Below are 19,209 nucleotides of genomic sequence, written 5' to 3'. Positions count from 1 at the left end.
GAAGTGAGGCACCATGATCCGGACCCAAGCCCTGCGTGTCTTTGTTGCAGTCGCTGACTGCGGCAACATCAGTGACGCAGCCGAAATCCTTGGGCGGACGGCCTCGGCCGTTTCGATGACGCTCAAACAGCTCGAGCTTCATCTGGGCGCTCCTTTGTTCGAGACCGATCGCAAACATACGTTGACGGTGCTCGGGCATGAGGTTCGGACCCTTGCCCGAGAGCTGTTGCGAGACCATGATCATGCGATTGAACGCATGACAGCGATGGCTGCTGGACGCGAAGGCGCATTGCGCATTGCAGCGGTGCCCTCTGTCGCGGCGCAACTTCTCCCTCCAATCCTGACAGCGATGCTCGCTGATCACTCTGGCATTCGGATCGAGCTTCTCGATACAGACAGCGCCAGCGTGCATATGCTGATCGCAACCGGCGAAGTGGAGCTAGGCATAGGCGGAGCCCCGGAACCGGGCGCGGGCCTGCAGTTTGTCCCTCTGTTCAATGACCCGTTTCGATTGGTCTGCCGCAAGGATCACCCGCTTGCTCAGGCAAGGTCCCCTCTCAGACGACAGGATTTGCGCGGGCACAGGTTGATCAGCAACAAATCAACAGCTGGATTTTCCGGTCTTGAAGATGGCGGGCTCGATGTTGGGTCCACGCTCAGCGCGCGAAATGTCATCTCGTTGTTGGCATTGGTGCGCGCCGGAGCAGGGGCAACGATCCTGCCGGCCCTCGCAACGCTTTCGATTGACGACACTTTATGCTCGCTTGCATTGGATGATGCCACAGCGCTGCGCACCGTTGGTTTCATCCTGCGGCAGACCGGCAGCCCAAGCCCGATCTGTGTGGCCTTTCAAACTCGTTTCCTTGCCATGATCAGAGCCGACGGTGTCAGCTCCTCAACAGAGGCCGGAGCGCCGGGGTATCTGTCGCCGCAGCTTTGACGGATGGAATTTGAACGCCGAGCAAAGCGACCTGCAAATGAACCTGCATCGGGCAAGACATATGTCTCGCTTTCTGGTCCATTGCCTCTGATGCTTGGGGGCGCTCCAGACCGCGTCCAGCCCACTGACCAAGGGCGTTGACTCTCTGCGCATTCGAAGCGTGCGCGGGCGTGCGCCTGTCGATCCGTGAAAATGGACTGGCATTTGATGCTAGAGTGGAGCTTGTTCCGAACCGCTTTATCAGCAACCTGAACCCCGATGACATCTGGAGGCTGACATGCGGATTGCGCGGCTAGAGACTTTTTGCAACGAATTTGTGGGTTTCGTCCGCGTGACGACAGACAGCGGGGAACAGGGTTGGGGGCAGGTTTCGACATATAACGCCGATATCACCTGCACCATCTTTCACCGTCAGATCGCGCCGCATGCGCTTGGCACTGATGCGCTCGATTTTGCCGATACCCTCAATCTGATCTATGAACGCGAGTTGAAATATCCCGGAAGCTACCTGCGCCGCGCCATGACCGGGCTTGATACCGCGCTGTGGGACATGCGCGGCAAGCGCGAGGGCAAGCCGGTCGCAACCCTGCTTGGCGGGTCTCCGGGGCGGGTGCGCGCCTATGCCAGTTCGATGCGCCGCGACATCACCCCCGACGACGAGGCCGCCCGCTTTTGCCGCCTGCGCGACGACAAGGGCTTTACGGCCTTCAAATGGCGCGTTGGGGCCGAGGCGGGGCGTGATCACGACGAATGGCCGGGCCGCACCGAGGCGGTGGTGCCGACCGTGTCGCGTGCCCTTGGCGACGGCATCGACAAACTGGTAGATGGCAATTCCTGCTATTCCCCCGCCCGCGCCATCGAGGTCGGCAAACTGCTTCAGGACAACGGCATCGGCCATTTCGAGGAGCCCTGCCCCTATTGGGACTATGACCAGACCGCCGCCGTGCGCGCCGCGCTCTTGCTCGATGTTGCGGGCGGCGAACAGGATTGCGAATATTCCAGTTGGCAGTTGATGCTTGATCGGGGCGCGGTGGATATCGTGCAGCCCGATGTGATGTATATGGGTGGCATGCACCGCACCTTGCATGTCTGCCAGATGGCTGCGCGCGCAGGCCTGCCTGTCACGCCCCATGCCGCCAACCTGTCCTTGGTGACGATGTGTACCATGCACCTCTTGCGCGCCATTCCCAATGCGGGAAAATACCTCGAATTCTCGATCGAGGGACCGGAGTATTATCCTTGGCAGGAGGGGCTATTCCTAGGGGATCCCTACCGGATCGACGACGGCCACGCCATCGTCACCGACGCCCCCGGCTGGGGTGTCGAAATATCTCCCGCATGGCTCGAGGCCGCGACATATCAGGTCTCTGAGAGGTAGCCACGCCCTGAGAGCGCCGGGATTATCGGGCCTGTGCCACCCTCTGCGCATGGCAATTGGCTTGCCTGACTCAGTAATTCATGTACTCTTCTCAGACCAATTGCGTCGGAGTTCCGCATGAAACAGGCTGCCGGGGCGCTTTTGTCCTCTATCCATCTCGACCGATCGTCGCGCAAAGGCATGAGCGTGCAACTCTATATGGCCCTGCGCGACATCATCCTGTCGGGGAGTTTACGGGCGGGAGAACGGCTTCCTGCGACGCGCACTCTGGCACGCGAAACCGGCGTGTCGCGCACCACTGTGATTGATGCGGTGGATCGGTTGGTGGCAGAGGGCATGCTGGTGTCGCAAGTCGGCTCTGGAACCTTTGTGAGCGACACCTTGGACCATCAGCGCCCCGCCCCGGTTCTGGCCGCGTCCTCGGATGCCATGGGTCAGCAACCACGCGTGTCTTATACAATCAGCCATGCCGAAAAGGATTATGCCCAGCGCAACTGGCTGCCCCATGAGGCGCGCGCCTTTGTGACGGCGCTGCCTGCGCTGGATGCTTTTCCGCTGGCGCACTGGTCGCGGCTCTCGGCGCGGCACCTGCGGGGTGCGCGCGGGGCGGTGATGGGGTACGGCCAGCCCAAGGGATATGAACCCCTGCGGCGCGCAATCACCACACATCTGAGTGTCCTCAAGGGAATCCAGTGTCATCACGATCAGATCTTCATTACCTCGGGCGCACAACACGCCTTTGCCCTGATCGGTCGGTTGCTGCTCAATCCCGGTGATCGGGTCTGGATGGAGAACCCAGGTGCCTCAGGCGCGCGCAATGCGCTCTTGTCGGAAGGGGCGGAACTGGTCCCGGTGGACGTGGATCAGGACGGGTTGATCGTGGCCGATGGCTTGGCCAAGGCTCCGCATTTCCGCATGGCCTTTGTCACCCCGTCGCACCAGCAGCCCTTGGGTCATGTCATGTCGCTGGGGCGTCGGTTCGAGCTCTTGCAGGCCGCCGACGAGGCGCAGGCGGTGATCGTCGAGGATGATTACGACGGAGAATTCTACTATGGGAACGCCCCCCAACCGGCGCTGCGCAGCACGGATAAATCGGGGCGCGTGATCTATGTCGGCACCTTCTCGAAATCGCTCTTTCCGTCGCTTCGGCTGGGTTTTGTGCTCGTACCCGAGCGCATGACCGACGCCTTTGATCGCATGTTTCGGTTCTGGGCCAGCGGTCCGCCCACGGCAACGCAAGCGATCGTTGCCGATTTCATGGATGAGGGCCACTTTGCCACGCATATCCGGCTGATGCGGCGGCTCTACAAGGCGCGGTATGAGGCGCTGATGGAGGAAAGCCGCATCCTGCCCGACTGTATCGCCATTCAGGAAACCGCCAGCGGGTTTCATACCCCGGCCGATCTTGCGCCGGGGATCGATGCGCAAGCCGTCGTGAAGCAGGCGGCGGAGCGCGGCGTGGTTCTGGCCCCGCTCTCGAAATACTGCCTCAGTCCGATTGACCGATCTGGATTGGTCTTTGGATTTGGCAGTGCGGCCCCTGAGGACATCCGGCGCGGCATGGAAATCCTCCGAACGCTACCGGCCTTGCGCTGAAATTGGTCTGATTTTTTTGTCAAATTGGATATGAAAGAAAGTCCAATGTTGCCCTAGCGTTAGGGCTTGTATCTGCAGGATGCCAATTTGGTTTGCCCTGCGAACGGAGTAACGCGATGGACTGCACAGCCCCCGGACCCACTCTGCACCATCCTTATTGGCACGATCAGGTTGGGCCGATGCCCGTGCTGCCTGTCGATCCGCCACAGGAGGCGGATGTGGTGATCGTGGGGTCAGGCTACACCGGATTGAGTGCGGCCATCGCCACGGCACGCGGTGGGCGAAAGACGGTTGTGATCGACGCCGAAGCGGCAGGCTTTGGATGCAGCACGCGCAATGGCGGCCAGATCAGCACCAGCGTGAAACCGTCGCTTGAAAAGCTGACGGCCAAGTATGGACCACAACAGGCGCGCGCGCTCCGGGGTGAGGGCGCACAGGCGCTAGAGTGGATTGGAGAGTTCATCGCTGCCGAGGGAATCGAGTGCGATTTCAGGCGCGTGGGCCGCTTTCATGCGGCCCATACCCCCGCCCATTACGAAACGCTGGTGCGCGACGCCGAACACATGCACAGGGGCGAAGGCATCGACAGCTTTGCCGTGCCCCGCGCAGAGCAGCATCGCGAGTTGGGCACGGATTTCTATCATGGCGGGGTGGTGTTTACCAAACACTGCTCCCTGCATCCCGCCAAGTATCATCGCGGGTTGTTGATGACCGCATTGAGGGCCGGTGTCGAGGTCGTGGCGCATTGCCCCGTGGGCAAGATCGAGAACACGGGCACCGGTTTTCGCGTGCAGACGGCCAATGGCGAGGTGCGCGCGCGGGACGTGATCGTTGCCACCAATGGCTATACCGGGGCGTTGACCCCTTGGCTGCAACGCCGGGTGATCCCGATTGGCAGCTATATCATTGCCACCGAAGAATTGCCCGAGACGCTGATCGACGAGTTGTTCCCGACCGACCGGATCGCCAGCGACACCTGCAAAGTGCTCTATTACTACCGCGCCTCGCCAGACCGGCGGCGCGTCCTGTTTGGCGGGCGCGTCTCTGCTGCCGAGACCGACACATCGGTCAGCGCGCCGCTGCTCTTCGAGAGCATGACCCGCATTTTTCCGCAGTTGAAGGCCTACGCAATCTCGCATTCCTGGCATGGCACGGTTGCCTATAGTTTCGACGAAATGGCGCATACCGGCATTCATGACGGGGTGCATTACGCCATGGGCTATTGCGGCTCTGGTGTCTCGATGGCGGGGTATCTGGGCATGCGCACCGGCCAAAAGGTACTGGGACTCGCCGAAGGCAAGACCGCCTTTGACGATCTGCCACATCCGACCCGACCGCTCTACACGGGCAAGCCGTGGTTTCTACCTGCGACGGTCGCTTGGTATCGCTGGATGGACAAGAGACAGACCCGGCGGGCCATGGTCGCGGACCCGTCCCGACCTTGAATTTTCGCTGAATTACGCCGAGCCAGCGAAACATGACAACAATCGGCACGCACCGCCATTTTGCGGCATTCCAACAGGAGAAAGACAAGATGAGAAAGACATTTTCACTCACCGTCGCCGCCACGCTGCTCGCCAGCGCTGCTATTGCCCAAGGCACGGAAATCACCATCGCATCCTGGGGTGGCTCTTATCAGGATGCACAGAGCAAAGCCTTGTTCGAGCCCGCGTCTGCGGCGACAGGGGTTGTGGTCAAACAGGAAACCTATGGCGGCATGGCCGATGTGCGCCTGCAAGTTTCGACCGGGCAGGTGACATTCGACATCGTGGCCAGCGGGTCCGGCTCTGCGGCACGGGCCGGGGCCGAGGGGCTATTGGAGGCGCTGGATTACAACGTGATCGACGTGTCCAACTTTTACCCGAACCTCTATTCCGAATTCTGCGTCGGAGGTGATGTGTTCTCGACGGTCTATGCCTGGAACACGGATACCTATGGCGAGAACGGGCCGCAGAGCTGGGCGGATTTCTTTGACGCCGAAAAATTCCCCGGCTCGCGGGCCTATCGCGGCTCTGTTGCGGGCGCACTTGAGCCGGCGCTGATGGCGGATGGCGTGCCGATGGATCAGGTTTACGAGGTGCTGAGTTCGGAAGAGGGGATCGAGCGCGCGCTCAACAAGATCCGTGAGTTGCGCCCCAATATCTCGGTCTTCTGGTCCTCTGGCGCGCAGCACGCCCAATTGATGAAGGATGGCGAGGTCGACATGACCACGGGCTGGAATGGCCGCTTTGATACCGCCGCCGCGGATGGGGCCAAGGTGGATTACAGCTTCAATCAGGCCCTGCTCGACTACGACTGTTTCGCGGTCCCGAAAGGTGCGCCGAACAGGGATGCCGCGATGCAGTTCCTGGCCGAAATCTCTAAACCCGAGTATCAGGACGATCTGCCCAAATACATCACCTATGGCCCAACCAACAAATCCGCTTATGACACCGGTGAGATCAGCGCAGAGGTGGCTGCCAGCCTGCCCTCGTCGCCCGAGAATGCAGCCATGCAACTGCCCATCTCGCTTGAATGGTATGCGGAATGGGAAACAATTGCGGCCGAGATGTATCAGGAGATGATGACAGAGTAACATAGTCCAAACGCAAGACCAGACGGGCGCTGCGGCGCCCGTCTGCGCCAAGGGACCATTTGGAGGGCAGCAAGTTGACAATTAAAGCCGCGGAGGCGCTGCCGATTTCGGTTCGGAACGTCACCAAGACCTACGGGGCGGTTCATGCGCTCGACGATGTGTCGCTCGAGGTCAAGAGCGGTGAGTTTCTCACGCTTCTGGGGCCCTCGGGGTCTGGCAAAACCACGCTGCTGATGGTGCTTGCGGGCTTTACCCGGCCTGACTGCGGCAGTCTCACGTTTGGCGATCGCGAGGTCATTCGCACCCCGCCGCATCTGCGCGAGGTCGGCATGACCTTTCAGAGCTATGCGCTCTTTCCGCATATGACCGTGGCGGGCAATGTGGGCTATCCCTTGCGTCTGCGCAAACGCCCCAAGGCAGAGATCGCGGAACGGGTCGAGCGGGCGTTGGAAACGGTGCAGCTTGGCGGCTATGGTGATCGGCGTGTCGACCAGCTTTCGGGCGGGCAAAAGCAGCGCGTCGCGGTGGCGCGCGCCATCGTATTCGAGCCGCGCATCCTCTTGATGGATGAACCGCTATCGGCGCTCGACAAGAAACTGCGCGACCAGATGCAGATCGAGTTGCGGCATCTGCACGAGCAACTGGGCATGACCACGGTCTATGTCACCCATGACCAGCGCGAGGCGCTGACCATGTCCGACCGGATCGCCGTGGTGAACCATGGGCGCATCATGCAGCTGTCAACGCCCCGCGATCTCTATGAGCATCCGGCCAATCGGTTTGTGGCGGATTTCATCGGCGATTCCACATTTCTGACGGTCAGCCGCGTGGGCCGTGATGTGACCTTTGGGGGCGTGCCGCTGATCCATGCGGGCCCCTTACCCGACACACCCGACCTTCAACTGATGATCCGCCCCGAACGCATCGTGCTCTCACCCGATGGGCCGCGGGACGGGGCCAACAACTTTGCCGCCACCGCGACCGATGTGGTCTATCAAGGCGACAGCTATTTGCTGCACGCGCGGCTGGACACGGGCGAAATGGTGGCTTTGCGCGGTGCGGTGCGGGGTAGCAATGCCACATCCCTGCCCCGTTTGGGCGACCGCGTGACCCTAACGCTTGCCCCCGAAGACACAGTGCTGATTGACGGAAGCCAAACATGAGCATGCAGACGGCACCGAGCAATGCCGCCGGGCTACGCCGCGACGAGCGGTTAGAGCGGCTGACGCTCTTTGGTCTGAGTTCACCGGCAATCCTGCTCATTCTCGTGGTTCTGGTCATTCCCGTGGGCTGGTTGTTCTATGTCTCGTTCATCGGGGCAAACGGGCAATTCTCGCTTGAGAATTACGAGCGCATGATCAGCCGCCGCTCTTATCTGCGCATTTTTGTCACGACCTTTCAGGTCAGCCTTTTGACCACCGGGCTGTGCATCCTGATCGGCTATCCCTTTGCCTATTTCATGTCGCAACTGCCAAGCCGCCTTGCAAATCTGTGCCTGATTACCGTGCTCTTGCCGTTCTGGACCTCGCTCTTGGTGCGGACCTATGCGTGGCTGGTGCTGTTGCAGAAACAGGGGTTGATCAACAACTGGGCGATTTCGCTCGGGCTGTGGGATGAGCCGCTCAAGATCGTCCACAACATGACCGGCACCTTGATTGGCATGGTGCATATCATGCTGCCGTTTCTCATCCTGCCGGTGTATGGCGCGATGAAGGCGATTGACCGCGATTACCTCAAGGCGGCGGCCAACCTTGGGGCTAGTCCACGGGTCGCCTTTTGGACGGTGTTCTTTCCGCTTACGGCACCGGGGCTCTTTGCCGGGGCGCTGATGGTGTTCATCCTCTGCCTTGGCTTCTTTGTCACCCCGGCGGTGCTGGGCGGGGGCAAGGTGATCATGGTATCGATGCAGATCGTGTCAAACATCGAGCTTTTCGTGAATTGGGGCGCGGCCAGCGCCCTGGGCGTGGTGCTGCTTGTCCTGACCGTGGCGATCCTCTGGGTCGCGTCCCGGTTTCTCAATCTCGACCGGATGACCGGAGGTGGGCACTGATGCTGAACTGGCTCAAATCTCCGGCCACGGACACGCAAGTCACCCATGGCCAACGCCTATGGCTCTATGTCTTTGCCGTGATCGTGATGATCCTGCTGGTCACGCCCACATTGATCGTGATCCCGATGTCCTTCTCCGACAGCCAGTATTTGGAGTTTCCACCAGAGGTCTGGTCGACCCGGTGGTATGATAATTTCTTTGGCTCCAGCGAATGGATGCAGGCGGCGCGGACCTCTTTTCAGACGGCATTTCTGACCATGCTGGTGGCCACACCGATTGGTGTGCTGGCGGCTTATGGGCTGCACAGTTCACGGTTTGCCTTTGTCAGACTCGCCTTTGTCCTGATGATCACGCCGATGATGGTGCCGCTGGTGCTGGTGGCGATTGGTGCGTTCTACGCCTATGTGAAACTCAGCCTTCTCTATACCATAACCGGATTGGTTCTGGCCCATACCGTGCTGGCGCTGCCGCTGGTGGTGATCGTGACCGGCTCTGCCCTCAAGGGTTATGACATGAGCCAGGAACAGGCCGCCCGCAGCCTTGGCGCGCCACGATGGAAAGCGTTTCTGACCGTGACCCTGCCGCAGATCCGCTTTGCGGTCGTGACAAGTGCCCTTTTGGCCTTTCTCACCTCGTTTGACGAGGTGGTGGTGGCGATGTTCATCTCGGGCGGCGACAACCCGACATTGACGCGCAACATGTTCAACGCGCTGCGCGATCAGATCGACCCGACCATTGCGGCCATTTCGACGATCATGATCCTAGTGACCACTGTTATGATGGTGCTGGCGCAAATTTTTGGCCAAGACAAGAAACCAGAAGCGTGATGCGCCTTGTTACCTAATCCGTTCAATGCGCTTTACAGATACAAAATTCGGAGCCCCAGATGATCGACCTCAAGACTTATCAGAGCCTCGCAACGCAGCCGCTTGGCGACTTTGCCGCCAAACCGACAAGCCTGACACCGGGGCAGGAAGAGGCCGCGGTGCAACTCTGGGCCTCTGCCGATGGCCGCACCAAGATTGGCGTCTGGGAATGCACGCCGGGGCATTTTACCGCTGACCGCACCGCGATGGGCGAATATTGCCACATCATCTCGGGTCGCGCCTCGGTTACGAATGCCGACGGACAGGGGACGCGCGACATCGGTCCGGGAGATCTATTGGTGCTGCCCCAAGGCTGGACCGGAGAATGGGTGATCCACGAACACATGCGCAAACTCTACATCTTGAGCGCCGAGCCAACCTCCTGAGGTGGGTCCATCGGGATGAGGCGTTCGGGTGCGGGCGGGCGTGATGCCCCGGATGGGGCGGTGGTTGCTGTACGTCGAGAGCCATTGCGGAGCTTGGTCCTGAGCTACGTCGATGCTTTGACTGATGTAAGCGGGGTCGTAGCACGTCGGGAAGCAGGGGTGCCGGTAGGATATCGCCTCCTGCGCAGACGATCGGCGGCGGCGACGTGACTTAATTTCACTGGGCGGTTCTTTCTCTACTATGCGTATCGAGAGCGGATCGCCGCGTGAGTGTGCCGTCGGATGATGCGTTTTTTGGCACGGTTCCACACCGTGAACCGGTCGAAGGCTGCGCATCATCTGGTCTGGCAACAGAGAGCACCAAACGCGCTTATAGCGGAGTCATTTGGATCTCGCGTGGAAAAATTCCCAATATTTTCAATGGCCTCATTGTGGCATTGAGCGGATTTCCGCTTGAAACCCAGTCCTGCCACCCCCACGTCATAAGGAGAATAAATCAAAACGGAGGTAAAAAATGCAATCGCCGGAGTGGACAAAACCAGCAATCTGGAGCGCCATCGGGGGGGCGCTGGCAATTACGATCATTGGACTCAACTTCAATTGGGTCATGCTGACAGGCTCGGCGCACAAACTGGCGGACGAGCAGTCAGAGGCGGCTGTCCTGTCCGCGCTGACCCCGATCTGTGTGGCGCAGTTTCAAGCAGAGCCGGCAGAGATGCGGAGCACGCAGATTGCAGCCATGGAAAAGCTAAGCTCTTGGGAACAGGGCGATATTGTCGCAAAGCAAGGATGGGCCACGTTGCCCGGTTCCGAGGCCCCCAATGTGAACCTCGCAGAAAAATGTTCCGAGCGGCTCCTGACACTGGCCGAGACGGCATGAGCCGCGAGGCTCGCGGAGGGTCAGGCGCATAGCACGCTGTCGCCTCGCGATGTGGTCATCTCAACAGAACTCTCGTCACGATCTGCTGGAAAATGGCTGTCGCGATGGTGTCCGGCAGGGTCGCGGAGTGTTTGCCACTCTTCTAAACACGGCAAAGGGGAAAGCCTGATGATTGGCTTTCCCCTAACGTGCCGCGTCGGCGCCGCTTGGATGCGCCGACGCGGTTCACTTTCAGGCGTTCGGATTGGCGAGCGTGCCAATCGTCACGGTGATGGTTTTTTCCGCCCCCTTGTGCAGCACCGTCACTGGCACGGTGGCCTCGGGATCGGTCGCGGCCACGGCGCGGGTCAGATCGCGCAACTCGGTAATCGCGGTCTCGTTGAAGCTGAGGATGATGTCGCCTTGCTTGAGCCCGGCCTTGGCGGCGGGGCTGTCGGGCGTCACATTCTCGATCACAGCGCCTCTGGGGGTATCATAGCCCAGCACCTGCGCGATATCCTCGGGCATCGGCTTGATCTGCACGCCGAGCCAGCCACGGGTGATCGTGCCATCGTCCGACAGGTCGGCTACGATGTGCTGCACCAGTTCCGACGGCACCGCGAAACCGATGCCGACAGACCCACCATCGGGCGAAAAGATCGCGGTGTTCATGCCGATCACCTCACCGTCGTTGTTGAACAGCGGACCCCCGGAATTGCCCCGGTTGATGGCGGCATCGGTCTGGATGTAGTCATCATAGGGACCGGAATTGATGTTGCGCGACAGGGCCGAGACGATGCCGGAGGTCACCGTGCCGCCCAGACCGTAGGGATTGCCAACAGCGACAACCTCATCCCCGGCCCGCATCACATCCGAGTCGCCGAAGTGGACGAAGGGCAGCTTTTCCTCTGTGTCGAGCTGGAGCACGGCGACATCGGTCAGCGGGTCGCTGCCGATCACGGCGGCATCAAATTCGCGACCATCCGCGAGTTTGACGGTCACGGTCTCGGCGCCTTCGACAACGTGGTTATTGGTGACGATCTTGCCGTCTTCGGAAATGATGAAACCCGATCCGAGGCCTTGGCGCGCTGGCATTTCGGCCGTGGGCGGCATCATCCGCTCGAACTGACGGCGCAGCTCTTCGGGCAGGTCTTCGGGCAATTGGCCGGACATGTTGGTTGGCTGCGCTTTGGTGGTGACTTCGATATAGACCACGGCGGGCGAGACCGCCGCGACGAGATCGCCATATCCGCCCGCAGGGACCGCCAGCGCCGGGCTTGCGGTGCTCAGTGAAACGCCTGTTGCGCCCAAGACGGCGACGAGGGCTGCGGACCCTGCAAGGCGACGGGAGAGAAGAATGGATGACATCGTTGAAAGCTCCGTTGTGTTGCGTCCGATGCTGCCCATATGATGCGCAGGTCTCACAGCCGGATGTGCCCGACTATACAAATAGTTTAACAAGGGCAGGCATGGCCAAAGGCAGGTGCAAAGCTGTTCTAACGGGGATGGCTGGTTCACGGGCCAAGGACATCATGAGGATGACATGAAGCTGCTTGTGGTCGAAGACGATGCAACGACGGGGGCCTATATCGCGCGGGGTCTGCGCGAGGAAGGGCAGAGCGTCGATCTGGTCAGCAACGGGCGGGATGCGTTGATCCAAGCGACGAGCGGTCCCTACGACGTTCTGATCATCGACCGGATGCTGCCGGAAATCGACGGGCTGACGCTGGTCAAGACCCTGCGCGGCGCGGGCAACCACACGCCGGTTCTCTTCCTGACCTCGCTCGGCAGTGTCGACGAGCGGGTCAGCGGCTTGAACGCGGGGGCGGATGATTACCTGGTCAAGCCCTTTGCCTTTGGTGAGTTGTCGGCACGGGTTGCGGCGCTGGCCCGGCGTCCACATGCGCTGGACCAAGAGACGATGTTGCGCGCCGGACCTCTGGAAATGGATTTGATCGCCCGCAAAGTAACGCGGGAGAGGCACGAGATCGACCTTTTGCCGCGTGAATTCGCGATCCTCGAACACCTGATGCGCCGCAAGGGGCGCGTGCAGACGCGCACGATGCTGCTCGAGGCGATCTGGGACATCTCGTTCGATCCGATGACCAATGTGGTTGAAACCCATATCAGCCGGTTGCGCGCCAAGGTAGACAGACCCTTTGCGACGGACCTCATCAAGACGGTGCGCGGTGCCGGCTACCGGATCGACGCATGACCTTGAGCCGCGCCTTTCTGTTGCGCTCGATGCCGATACGGCTGGCGGCGGGGCTTGTGCTCTTGTTTTCGTTGATGTCGCTGCTGGGGCTTCTGGCGAGTTACATCTACACGCAGGCCTCATTCGAGCAGACCCTTCGCGCTGACCTCACGCAGGATATGGCCGGATTTCGCGCGGCCCCTTCTGCAGCTGCACTCGCCTCGTTGGTCGAGGCCGAAGCGCGCAGCACCGATCCGGAGCGTGTCGTTCTGAGCTATTTCGCCCCGAATGGCCGGCACTATGGCAATGCGCTGGTGGCGCGGGATGCGGATGGCTACCGGATTCTGTCCTATCTTCCGGGAAATCCAGAAATCGAGGGTCGGTTTCTGGCGCTGACCACATCGCTGCGCGGGGGGCAACTCACGGTGGCACGCAGCCTTGCGCATATCGACGCGCTGCGGGATGCATTCCTGAATATTCTGGGCATATCGCTGCTGCCGACAGTTCTTGTGGCGCTGTCGGGCGGGCTGATTCTGGCGCGGCGGGGCGCGCGGCATGTGGCCGTGATCAGCGAAACCCTCGATCAGGTGACATCGGGAAACCTGCAGGCGCGGGTGGGGGATGTTGCAGGCTGGTCAGACGATCTGGCCCGGATCGGTGCCAAGGTCGATCAGATGGCCCGCTCGCAAGAGGATGCGGTCGAGAGCCTGCGGCAGGTGTCGTCCGACATTGCCCATGACCTCAAGACCCCGATCCAGCGCGCTGCGGTGCATCTGGACGATCTGAGCCAGAACCCTGACCTGAGCCAAGACGCCCGCGCGCAGTTGGAAAAGGCGCAGGTGGAGCTCGACGGGATCGTGTCGATCTTTCACGCCCTGTTGCAACTGGCGCAGATCGAAAGCGGCTCGCCTCGGGCGCGGTTTGCAGCGGTGGACCTGTCGGAGCTGTGTCAGACGCTCTGTGATGTTTACGAGCCTGCGATCGCCGAGAATGGGCAAACGCTCATCTGCGCCCTGCCGGATGCACCCATGCGCCCGGTCATGGGGGATCGCACGCTCTTGGGGCAGGTTCTGGCCAATCTCATCGAGAATGCCATGCATCACACCCCGCAAGGCACCACGATCTCCATTGCCCTGTCTCAGTCAGAGACCCATGTGGATCTGTCAGTGACGGATAACGGCCCCGGTATTCCTGAGGCGGAACGGGATCTGGTGCTGCGCCGTCTCTACCGGCTGGATCGCAGCCGTTTGACACCGGGCAACGGTCTTGGGCTGAGCCTTGTGGCGGGGATTGCTCTGGTCCATGACGCAACGCTGACGCTCGAAGACGCAGCGCCGGGGCTGCGGGTCAGACTCCGTTTTTCGGCCTAAAGTGTCTGCGGCACTCAGCGCGGTGTGAGGTCTCTCAGGTGGGCGACCAGCCGCGCTTCGATCTCGGGGGTCCAGCCCACAGGGTCCAGCGTTTCGGCCCAGGCCGGGATGTAGTGGCGCGCGGCGTAGTCATGGCCATAGCCCAGCGTTCCGACCGCGACAGCCATGTCAAAACCGACCTGCAACATCGTGACGAGCGGAAGCCAACGCATGTCCGGCCCCAGATCCGGCGCGCGGTTCGACCTCAGCCAGTCGGGACGCCGCCAAGCAAGGGAATAGTCGAAAAAGACGATAGGATCACTGCCATATTGTAGGAAAACAAGGCGGATCGGCCCCCATGAGGCATCGAACCGCTCAAGCCCGCCAAATTGGTTGGCCGTGCGGATAAGAGAGCCGTTGCCGAATTTCGGACGCCATGCCGGGCTATCGGGATCACGGCGGTCCTGCACCATGCGCCACATGTCGCTGAGGAATGGAGAGCCCGTCCACAGAGCGCCCTGAAACGGGTCGCCAAACACATTCAAAAGCGGGACAGTTTCCTGAGACAGGAACGCGCCAAGGCTGAGGCCATGCAGATAGAGGCGCGGCCGCTCTGCTGGGGGGAGTGCGGTCCAGTGTCGATAGATCAGATCAAAGAGGGCGCGGGATTCGGCAATCCCGTTCTCAGGGTCGACGATCACCGACACCGGGCTGGACAGGTAGGAATACTGGATCGCTACTGTGGCCACGTCACCCCGCGTCATGTACTCCAGCGTATCCATCGCACCGGGGTCAAGCCAGCCGGAACCGGTTGGCGTGGCGATGACGAGGTATTTCCGCTCGAATCCGCCCACCCGCGTCAGTTCATCAAAGGCCAGCTTTGCGCGGTCTTCGGCGCTGCCCGAGGCGGTCAGGCCGACATAGACCCGGATCGGCTGGCGCGCCGCTGCGTTCCAGAAGGCCGCAATATCGGCGCGGTCGGGTCCGGAGATTACATAGCCGCGCCCCCATCGGCCCAGATCCTCCCATGCGATCAGCGATGCCGCACTTCCCGGCGTTGCCGCATCGGTTGGCGGTGCCAGATCAGGCGGGATCACCAGATCGGCGATCCGCGACATGGTGTCGATCGTCCTGAGCGCAAGGCGAAAGGCGATGCCGTCGATCACAGCCCAGAAGATCACCAGCGCCAGCAATAGACCGACCCCGCGAGCGACCCGAGGCGGCAGAAAACGCGCTGAGCGCAGATGCCATTTGGCCGCGAGCAGTTCAAAGAGCCGCCCCGCGAAAAGCAGAAGTGCCGCAACGGCCAGGGCGAGGACGACGACCGAGGACGTGGCAAATCCGTCAAGTTCGGGCAGATCCCATGCCTTGCGGATCGAATTCTGCCAGTCTGCCCCCATCCAGAGACCAAACCCACAGATCACGAGCGCGAGCGCATAAGTCGCATGCAAGAGCGCCGGGGATGGCCGAAAGATCGGCCTGAGCCCCAACCAGCGCAAGCCCGAGCGCGCAAAATACGAGGTCATATAGCCAATCGCAAAGACAAGGCCGCCGAGTGCCCCCTGTATCTCGGGGCCGCGCGGCACCATCGAGGGAGTCAGCGACATGGCAAAGAGCACCGCTCCAAGCAGGACGCCCGTAGGAGAGAGCGCCCCGAAAAGTCTCGGCAACACTTGGATCATGCCATCGGGGAGACTTTCCTTGTCGAGCATCTTCGGACCTCAGACTGACGGTTTTCGCTATTAGATGGCACCAACGTCGTCTGACAATCCAGACCTAATGATCCGCTTGCGCCGCGCAAACTGGATCGGCTGGCCTCATCGACAGCGTGCCTCAATCCGGCGCGGTCATTCCTTGTGATGATCACCGGCGCGGGTGCCATCCGTGCAACGGAAGCTCTAGATGCTGGCTTGCAGGATTCAACAGGGAAGGCTGAGGCCGTCGCCCAATGCGGCGACCATGATGGGCTTGTCCAGTTTTAAGATGTCGTTATCGGGCTCCGCCGCAGGTCACACAGGCGCATTGCGACCGGGTCCGTTGGTCGCGCAAAGAGCGATATTCGGAGAGGGAGCGTTTCGGTATCTCCGTTGCATACGATCAACGCCCCGCTTTGAACTTCGCTATAAACGAGGCTCATCGGTAGCCAGGCCTGCGCAAATCCCATTAGGGCCATTTCCTTGAGTCCAACGGTGAATGCACTCTCGGCGAAGGTGGTGCCCGTGTGATTTGAGTATGAGGTGCTTGCGCCAGCGAGCATCTCCGCAAAAAAGCTTCCCTTGGGATACCGGATCATCGGCGTGTCTGAGGGTGGGATGCCCTTGGGACTCAGTGTGAAGCGCAGGGGGCCGCCGACCACGGGGACAAGCCGGTCCCGCCCCCAAGTCGCACGGATAATACTGTCATCGAAAGGCATTGGGTCTCCTCCTTCGCGCTCGTAACACATCAGCAGAGAGGCTTCACCGCTCAGGAAAAGCGAGATGCAGTCATTGTGATTTGCGGCTCTGAGACGAAAATCGACACCTTGGTGCTCCTCGCGCGCACCGGCCGCGAAATCGGGAAAGATCGAAACGATCAGCGAGTGCTGTGCCGCGACTGTTACGGTCGATCTGCCGGGTTCGTATCTGGCAATCCGCTGACGAAAAGCCTGAATATGGCCTGCCAGCGCCTGAAGCTCGGCCGTGTTTTCTAACAACGCCGGTTCGATTTCCACGCGGTTGGCGGTACGTTTGACGATGGGGCAGCCAAGCCAGATCTCGAAACTCTGGATGCGTCGGGAAAAGGCCGGTTGCGTGATGTTCCGGCGAAGCGCTGCGCGGCTCATGTTGCCTTCCTCCAGAAGCACGAGAACGTCGTCGAAGATATTCAGGTCCATTGATCCTCCATTACTCATACTTTTGGTATGGGCAGCCTAAGAAAATAGCATTTTCCTTGCGCGTTAAACAGGGGTTAGCCTGCTTCTAATATTGGGTGAGGGCCATTGATGCACGAGGCGGATGTTTCGGCGACGAGTCAGCAAACCCGGCAGAGCGCTTGGCCTTCTGCCGCGCGCAGGAAGGATTTGGCGAGCGCGCTCGCGGCCTTTCCCAGAGTGCGACTTGGACATTTTCCAACGCCGCTGGAGCCCATGAACCGGCTGACCGAGCATCTGGGAGGTCCACGTTTGTGGGTGAAGCGTGACGATTGCACAGGCCTGTCGTCGGGCGGAAACAAGACACGCAAGCTCGAATTCCTGATGGCCGATGCTTTGGCGCAGGGCGTGGATACGATCATCACCCAAGGTGCCACCCAATCCAACCACGCGCGCCAGACTGCGGCGGCGGCTGCGCGGTTCGGAATGGCCTGCCATATCCTCCTTGAGGATCGGACGGGGTCTGACGATCCGCAGTATACGCTGAACGGAAACGTTCTTCTTGACCGGCTGCATGGTGCGACCGTGGCCAAGCGTCGGGGCGGCTCGGATATGGCGTCCGAGATGGAGACATTGGCAGACAAGCTGCGCGCAGACGGGCGGAGGCCTTACATCATTCCCGGCGGTGGCTCGAACAGCACGGGCGCGCTTGGTTATGTGAATTGCGCCTTGGAGATTGCTGAGCAGTCGGCAACCATGGGGCTAAAGATTGATGCGCTGGTGCATGCGACGGGCAGTTCGGGCACTCAGGCGGGGTTGGTAGCAGGTCTCGCGGCGCTTGAAAGTGATATCTATCTTCTCGGCATTGGCGTGCGCGCGCCTCAGGAAAAGCAGGAAAGCATGGTCTTTGACCTCGCACAGCGCACGGGTGCGCGCATGGGATTTGAAGAGGCGATTCGTCGAGAGGGTGTCCGGGCGAACTGCGATTACGTGGGCGCGGGATACGGCATTCCGACGCAAGGCATGATCGAGAGCGTCCGGCTTTTGGCAGAGATCGAGGGGCTGCTGTTCGACCCGGTCTATTCCGGCAAAGGGCTAGACGGTCTGATTGATCTGACACGCAAGGGGGCCTTTGATGGCATGGAGAATGTCGTCTTTCTGCATACTGGCGGTTCAGCCGCGCTTTTCGCATATCCCGACGTGTTTGATCTGCCGGGCTACCAGATAAACTGACCATTAACAAAAACAGGGAGAACTTGACCATGGACTTCAAACTTGCGCGCCGCATGCTCGCCATTGCGGCTTTGACAACAGGGCTGGCGCCTGCCGCACTCTGGGGCCAGGACCTAACTGGCACACTCGCCAAGATCAATGACAGCGGAGAAATCGTGCTCGGTCACCGCGAAAGCTCGGTGCCATTTTCCTATCTGAATGATCAACAGCAGCCCGAGGGCTATTCCATTGACCTCTGCATGAAGGTGGTCGAAGAGGTTGAGAAAACGCTCGGCAAGGATATCGAAGTCCGCTACGTGCCCGTCAATCCCAAGACCCGCATCGCGCTCATGGCGAATGGCACCATAGATCTGGAATGTGGGTCCACCACCAACAACCTGACGCGCCAGCAGCAGGTTGAATATCTGCCGGTGACCTTTGTGACAGGCACCAAGATCCTGACCCGAAAGGAGTCCGGGATCACGTCGGTTGCCGACCTTGACGGCAAATCCATCGCATTGGCACAGGGCACCACCAATGAACGCGCCATCAAGGCGGTGGTCGAAGCTCAGGGACTCGACGTGAAAATCCTGCCGGTGCGCGATCATGCCGAAGGCATGCTTTCACTGGAGACGGACCGGGTTGACGCCTATTCCACCGATCACATCCTGCTGCACGGTCTGATTGCCAAGTCGAAGACACCGGATGAATTTGCCGTGGTTGGTGATTTCCTGTCCTTCGATCCCTACGCGCTGATGGTCCGTCGCGACGACAGCGCGTTTGAGCTTGTGGGTAAAACCGCGTTGGCCAACGTGTTCCGCTCGGGCGAAATCAACGAGATCTATTCAAAGTGGTTCGACCCGATGGGTGTCCCCGCCGACCCGCTCCTGCAGGCGGCGTTCCAGCTTGGTGCCCTGCCTGAATAACAGACCTGCGGCCCGCGCGTAACAGGGCGG

17 protein-coding genes are annotated in these 19,209 nt (G+C 60.6%); 14 read left to right on the top strand and 3 right to left on the bottom strand.

Annotated elements, in window-relative coordinates; genetic code table 11:
* The first annotated feature begins 13 nt into the window (after positions 1 to 13).
* The 10 genes from ROS217_RS03270 (at position 14) to ROS217_RS03225 (ending at position 10,671) form a co-directional block, all read left to right on the top strand.
* Entirely contained in the window at positions 14 to 940 is a 927-nt protein-coding gene (locus ROS217_RS03270) for a LysR family transcriptional regulator (RefSeq protein ID WP_009816234.1), read from the top strand.
* A gap of 277 nt (positions 941 to 1,217) precedes the next feature.
* A complete protein-coding gene (locus ROS217_RS03265) occupies positions 1,218 to 2,318 on the top strand; it encodes a mandelate racemase/muconate lactonizing enzyme family protein (protein ID WP_009816233.1) in 1,101 nt (366 codons plus the stop codon).
* A 117-nt stretch (positions 2,319 to 2,435) separates the two neighbouring features.
* Positions 2,436 to 3,914 carry a MocR-like pyridoxine biosynthesis transcription factor PdxR gene (gene pdxR, locus ROS217_RS03260; RefSeq protein ID WP_009816232.1) on the top strand — a complete coding sequence of 493 codons (1,479 nt, stop codon included), beginning with the start codon at positions 2,436 to 2,438 and terminating at the stop codon, positions 3,912 to 3,914.
* 179 nt (positions 3,915 to 4,093) lie between these two features.
* Entirely contained in the window at positions 4,094 to 5,359 is a 1,266-nt protein-coding gene (locus tag ROS217_RS03255; protein ID WP_009816231.1) for an NAD(P)/FAD-dependent oxidoreductase, read from the top strand.
* An 89-nt stretch (positions 5,360 to 5,448) separates the two neighbouring features.
* Positions 5,449 to 6,489: a polyamine ABC transporter substrate-binding protein gene (locus ROS217_RS03250; protein ID WP_040651027.1), complete on the top strand. Its 1,041-nt coding sequence runs from the start codon at positions 5,449 to 5,451 to the stop codon at positions 6,487 to 6,489.
* Between the two features lie 74 nt (positions 6,490 to 6,563).
* Complete coding sequence (locus tag ROS217_RS03245) at positions 6,564 to 7,652, top strand: ABC transporter ATP-binding protein (RefSeq protein ID WP_040651026.1); 1,089 nt, start codon at positions 6,564 to 6,566, stop codon at positions 7,650 to 7,652.
* A complete protein-coding gene (locus tag ROS217_RS03240) occupies positions 7,649 to 8,539 on the top strand; it encodes an ABC transporter permease (protein ID WP_009816228.1) in 891 nt (296 codons plus the stop codon). Before ROS217_RS03245 ends, ROS217_RS03240 begins: the two co-directional genes overlap by 4 nt.
* Positions 8,539 to 9,366 (top strand): ABC transporter permease, encoded by an 828-nt coding sequence (locus tag ROS217_RS03235; RefSeq protein ID WP_009816227.1) that lies wholly within the window; start codon positions 8,539 to 8,541, stop codon positions 9,364 to 9,366. Before ROS217_RS03240 ends, ROS217_RS03235 begins: the two co-directional genes overlap by 1 nt.
* Before the next feature lie 59 nt (positions 9,367 to 9,425).
* On the top strand, positions 9,426 to 9,791 hold the full coding sequence (locus tag ROS217_RS03230; RefSeq protein WP_009816226.1) for a cupin domain-containing protein: 366 nt from the start codon (positions 9,426 to 9,428) through the stop codon (positions 9,789 to 9,791).
* Between the two features lie 514 nt (positions 9,792 to 10,305).
* Entirely contained in the window at positions 10,306 to 10,671 is a 366-nt protein-coding gene (locus tag ROS217_RS03225; protein ID WP_009816225.1) for a hypothetical protein, read from the top strand.
* Between the two features lie 231 nt (positions 10,672 to 10,902).
* Here ROS217_RS03225 and ROS217_RS03220 read toward each other — a convergent pair whose 3' ends face one another.
* Positions 10,903 to 12,018 carry a Do family serine endopeptidase gene (locus ROS217_RS03220; protein ID WP_040651024.1) on the bottom strand — a complete coding sequence of 372 codons (1,116 nt, stop codon included), beginning with the start codon at positions 12,016 to 12,018 and terminating at the stop codon, positions 10,903 to 10,905.
* Between the two features lie 175 nt (positions 12,019 to 12,193).
* Between ROS217_RS03220 and ROS217_RS03215 the strand changes: the two genes are divergently transcribed.
* Entirely contained in the window at positions 12,194 to 12,865 is a 672-nt protein-coding gene (locus ROS217_RS03215) for a response regulator (RefSeq protein ID WP_009816223.1), read from the top strand.
* Positions 12,862 to 14,214 carry a sensor histidine kinase gene (locus ROS217_RS03210; protein ID WP_009816222.1) on the top strand — a complete coding sequence of 451 codons (1,353 nt, stop codon included), beginning with the start codon at positions 12,862 to 12,864 and terminating at the stop codon, positions 14,212 to 14,214. The genes ROS217_RS03215 and ROS217_RS03210 overlap by 4 nt, the downstream gene beginning before the upstream one ends.
* Before the next feature lie 14 nt (positions 14,215 to 14,228).
* Here the strand turns inward: ROS217_RS03210 and ROS217_RS03205 are convergent, their stop codons facing one another.
* Both ROS217_RS03205 and ROS217_RS03200 read right to left on the bottom strand, forming a co-directional pair.
* Complete coding sequence (locus ROS217_RS03205) at positions 14,229 to 15,905, bottom strand: alpha/beta hydrolase (RefSeq protein ID WP_009816221.1); 1,677 nt, start codon at positions 15,903 to 15,905, stop codon at positions 14,229 to 14,231.
* Between the two features lie 266 nt (positions 15,906 to 16,171).
* Positions 16,172 to 17,065 (bottom strand): LysR family transcriptional regulator, encoded by an 894-nt coding sequence (locus ROS217_RS03200; RefSeq protein WP_009816220.1) that lies wholly within the window; start codon positions 17,063 to 17,065, stop codon positions 16,172 to 16,174.
* A gap of 108 nt (positions 17,066 to 17,173) precedes the next feature.
* Here ROS217_RS03200 and ROS217_RS03195 point away from each other — a divergent pair, with 108 nt between their 5' ends.
* Both ROS217_RS03195 and ROS217_RS03190 read left to right on the top strand, forming a co-directional pair.
* Entirely contained in the window at positions 17,174 to 18,274 is a 1,101-nt protein-coding gene (locus tag ROS217_RS03195; RefSeq protein ID WP_083781508.1) for a D-cysteine desulfhydrase, read from the top strand.
* A gap of 29 nt (positions 18,275 to 18,303) precedes the next feature.
* Entirely contained in the window at positions 18,304 to 19,179 is an 876-nt protein-coding gene (locus ROS217_RS03190) for an amino acid ABC transporter substrate-binding protein (protein WP_009816218.1), read from the top strand.
* The last annotated feature ends 30 nt before the right edge of the window (positions 19,180 to 19,209 follow it).

The organism is Roseovarius sp. 217 (assembly GCF_000152845.1).
Taxonomy (GTDB): Bacteria; Pseudomonadota; Alphaproteobacteria; order Rhodobacterales; family Rhodobacteraceae; genus Roseovarius.
This window is presented reverse-complemented; position numbering and strand designations above follow the sequence as displayed.

What these genes read in the sequence shown, in the direction of transcription:
- ROS217_RS03235 (WP_009816227.1), top strand. Translation starts at nt 8,539, where the DNA reads ATGCTGAACTGGCTCAAATCTCCGGCCACGGACACGCAAGTCACCCAT.
- ROS217_RS03265 (WP_009816233.1), top strand. Translation starts at nt 1,218, where the DNA reads ATGCGGATTGCGCGGCTAGAGACTTTTTGCAACGAATTTGTGGGTTTC.
- ROS217_RS03225 (WP_009816225.1), top strand. Translation starts at nt 10,306, where the DNA reads ATGCAATCGCCGGAGTGGACAAAACCAGCAATCTGGAGCGCCATCGGG.
- ROS217_RS03195 (WP_083781508.1), top strand. Translation starts at nt 17,174, where the DNA reads ATGCACGAGGCGGATGTTTCGGCGACGAGTCAGCAAACCCGGCAGAGC.
- ROS217_RS03205 (WP_009816221.1), bottom strand. Translation starts at nt 15,905, where the DNA reads ATGCTCGACAAGGAAAGTCTCCCCGATGGCATGATCCAAGTGTTGCCG.
- ROS217_RS03190 (WP_009816218.1), top strand. Translation starts at nt 18,304, where the DNA reads ATGGACTTCAAACTTGCGCGCCGCATGCTCGCCATTGCGGCTTTGACA.
- ROS217_RS03215 (WP_009816223.1), top strand. Translation starts at nt 12,194, where the DNA reads ATGAAGCTGCTTGTGGTCGAAGACGATGCAACGACGGGGGCCTATATC.
- ROS217_RS03200 (WP_009816220.1), bottom strand. Translation starts at nt 17,065, where the DNA reads ATGGACCTGAATATCTTCGACGACGTTCTCGTGCTTCTGGAGGAAGGC.
- ROS217_RS03255 (WP_009816231.1), top strand. Translation starts at nt 4,094, where the DNA reads ATGCCCGTGCTGCCTGTCGATCCGCCACAGGAGGCGGATGTGGTGATC.
- ROS217_RS03250 (WP_040651027.1), top strand. Translation starts at nt 5,449, where the DNA reads ATGAGAAAGACATTTTCACTCACCGTCGCCGCCACGCTGCTCGCCAGC.
- ROS217_RS03230 (WP_009816226.1), top strand. Translation starts at nt 9,426, where the DNA reads ATGATCGACCTCAAGACTTATCAGAGCCTCGCAACGCAGCCGCTTGGC.
- ROS217_RS03210 (WP_009816222.1), top strand. Translation starts at nt 12,862, where the DNA reads ATGACCTTGAGCCGCGCCTTTCTGTTGCGCTCGATGCCGATACGGCTG.
- ROS217_RS03270 (WP_009816234.1), top strand. Translation starts at nt 14, where the DNA reads ATGATCCGGACCCAAGCCCTGCGTGTCTTTGTTGCAGTCGCTGACTGC.
- ROS217_RS03220 (WP_040651024.1), bottom strand. Translation starts at nt 12,018, where the DNA reads ATGTCATCCATTCTTCTCTCCCGTCGCCTTGCAGGGTCCGCAGCCCTC.
- ROS217_RS03240 (WP_009816228.1), top strand. Translation starts at nt 7,649, where the DNA reads ATGAGCATGCAGACGGCACCGAGCAATGCCGCCGGGCTACGCCGCGAC.
- pdxR (WP_009816232.1), top strand. Translation starts at nt 2,436, where the DNA reads ATGAAACAGGCTGCCGGGGCGCTTTTGTCCTCTATCCATCTCGACCGA.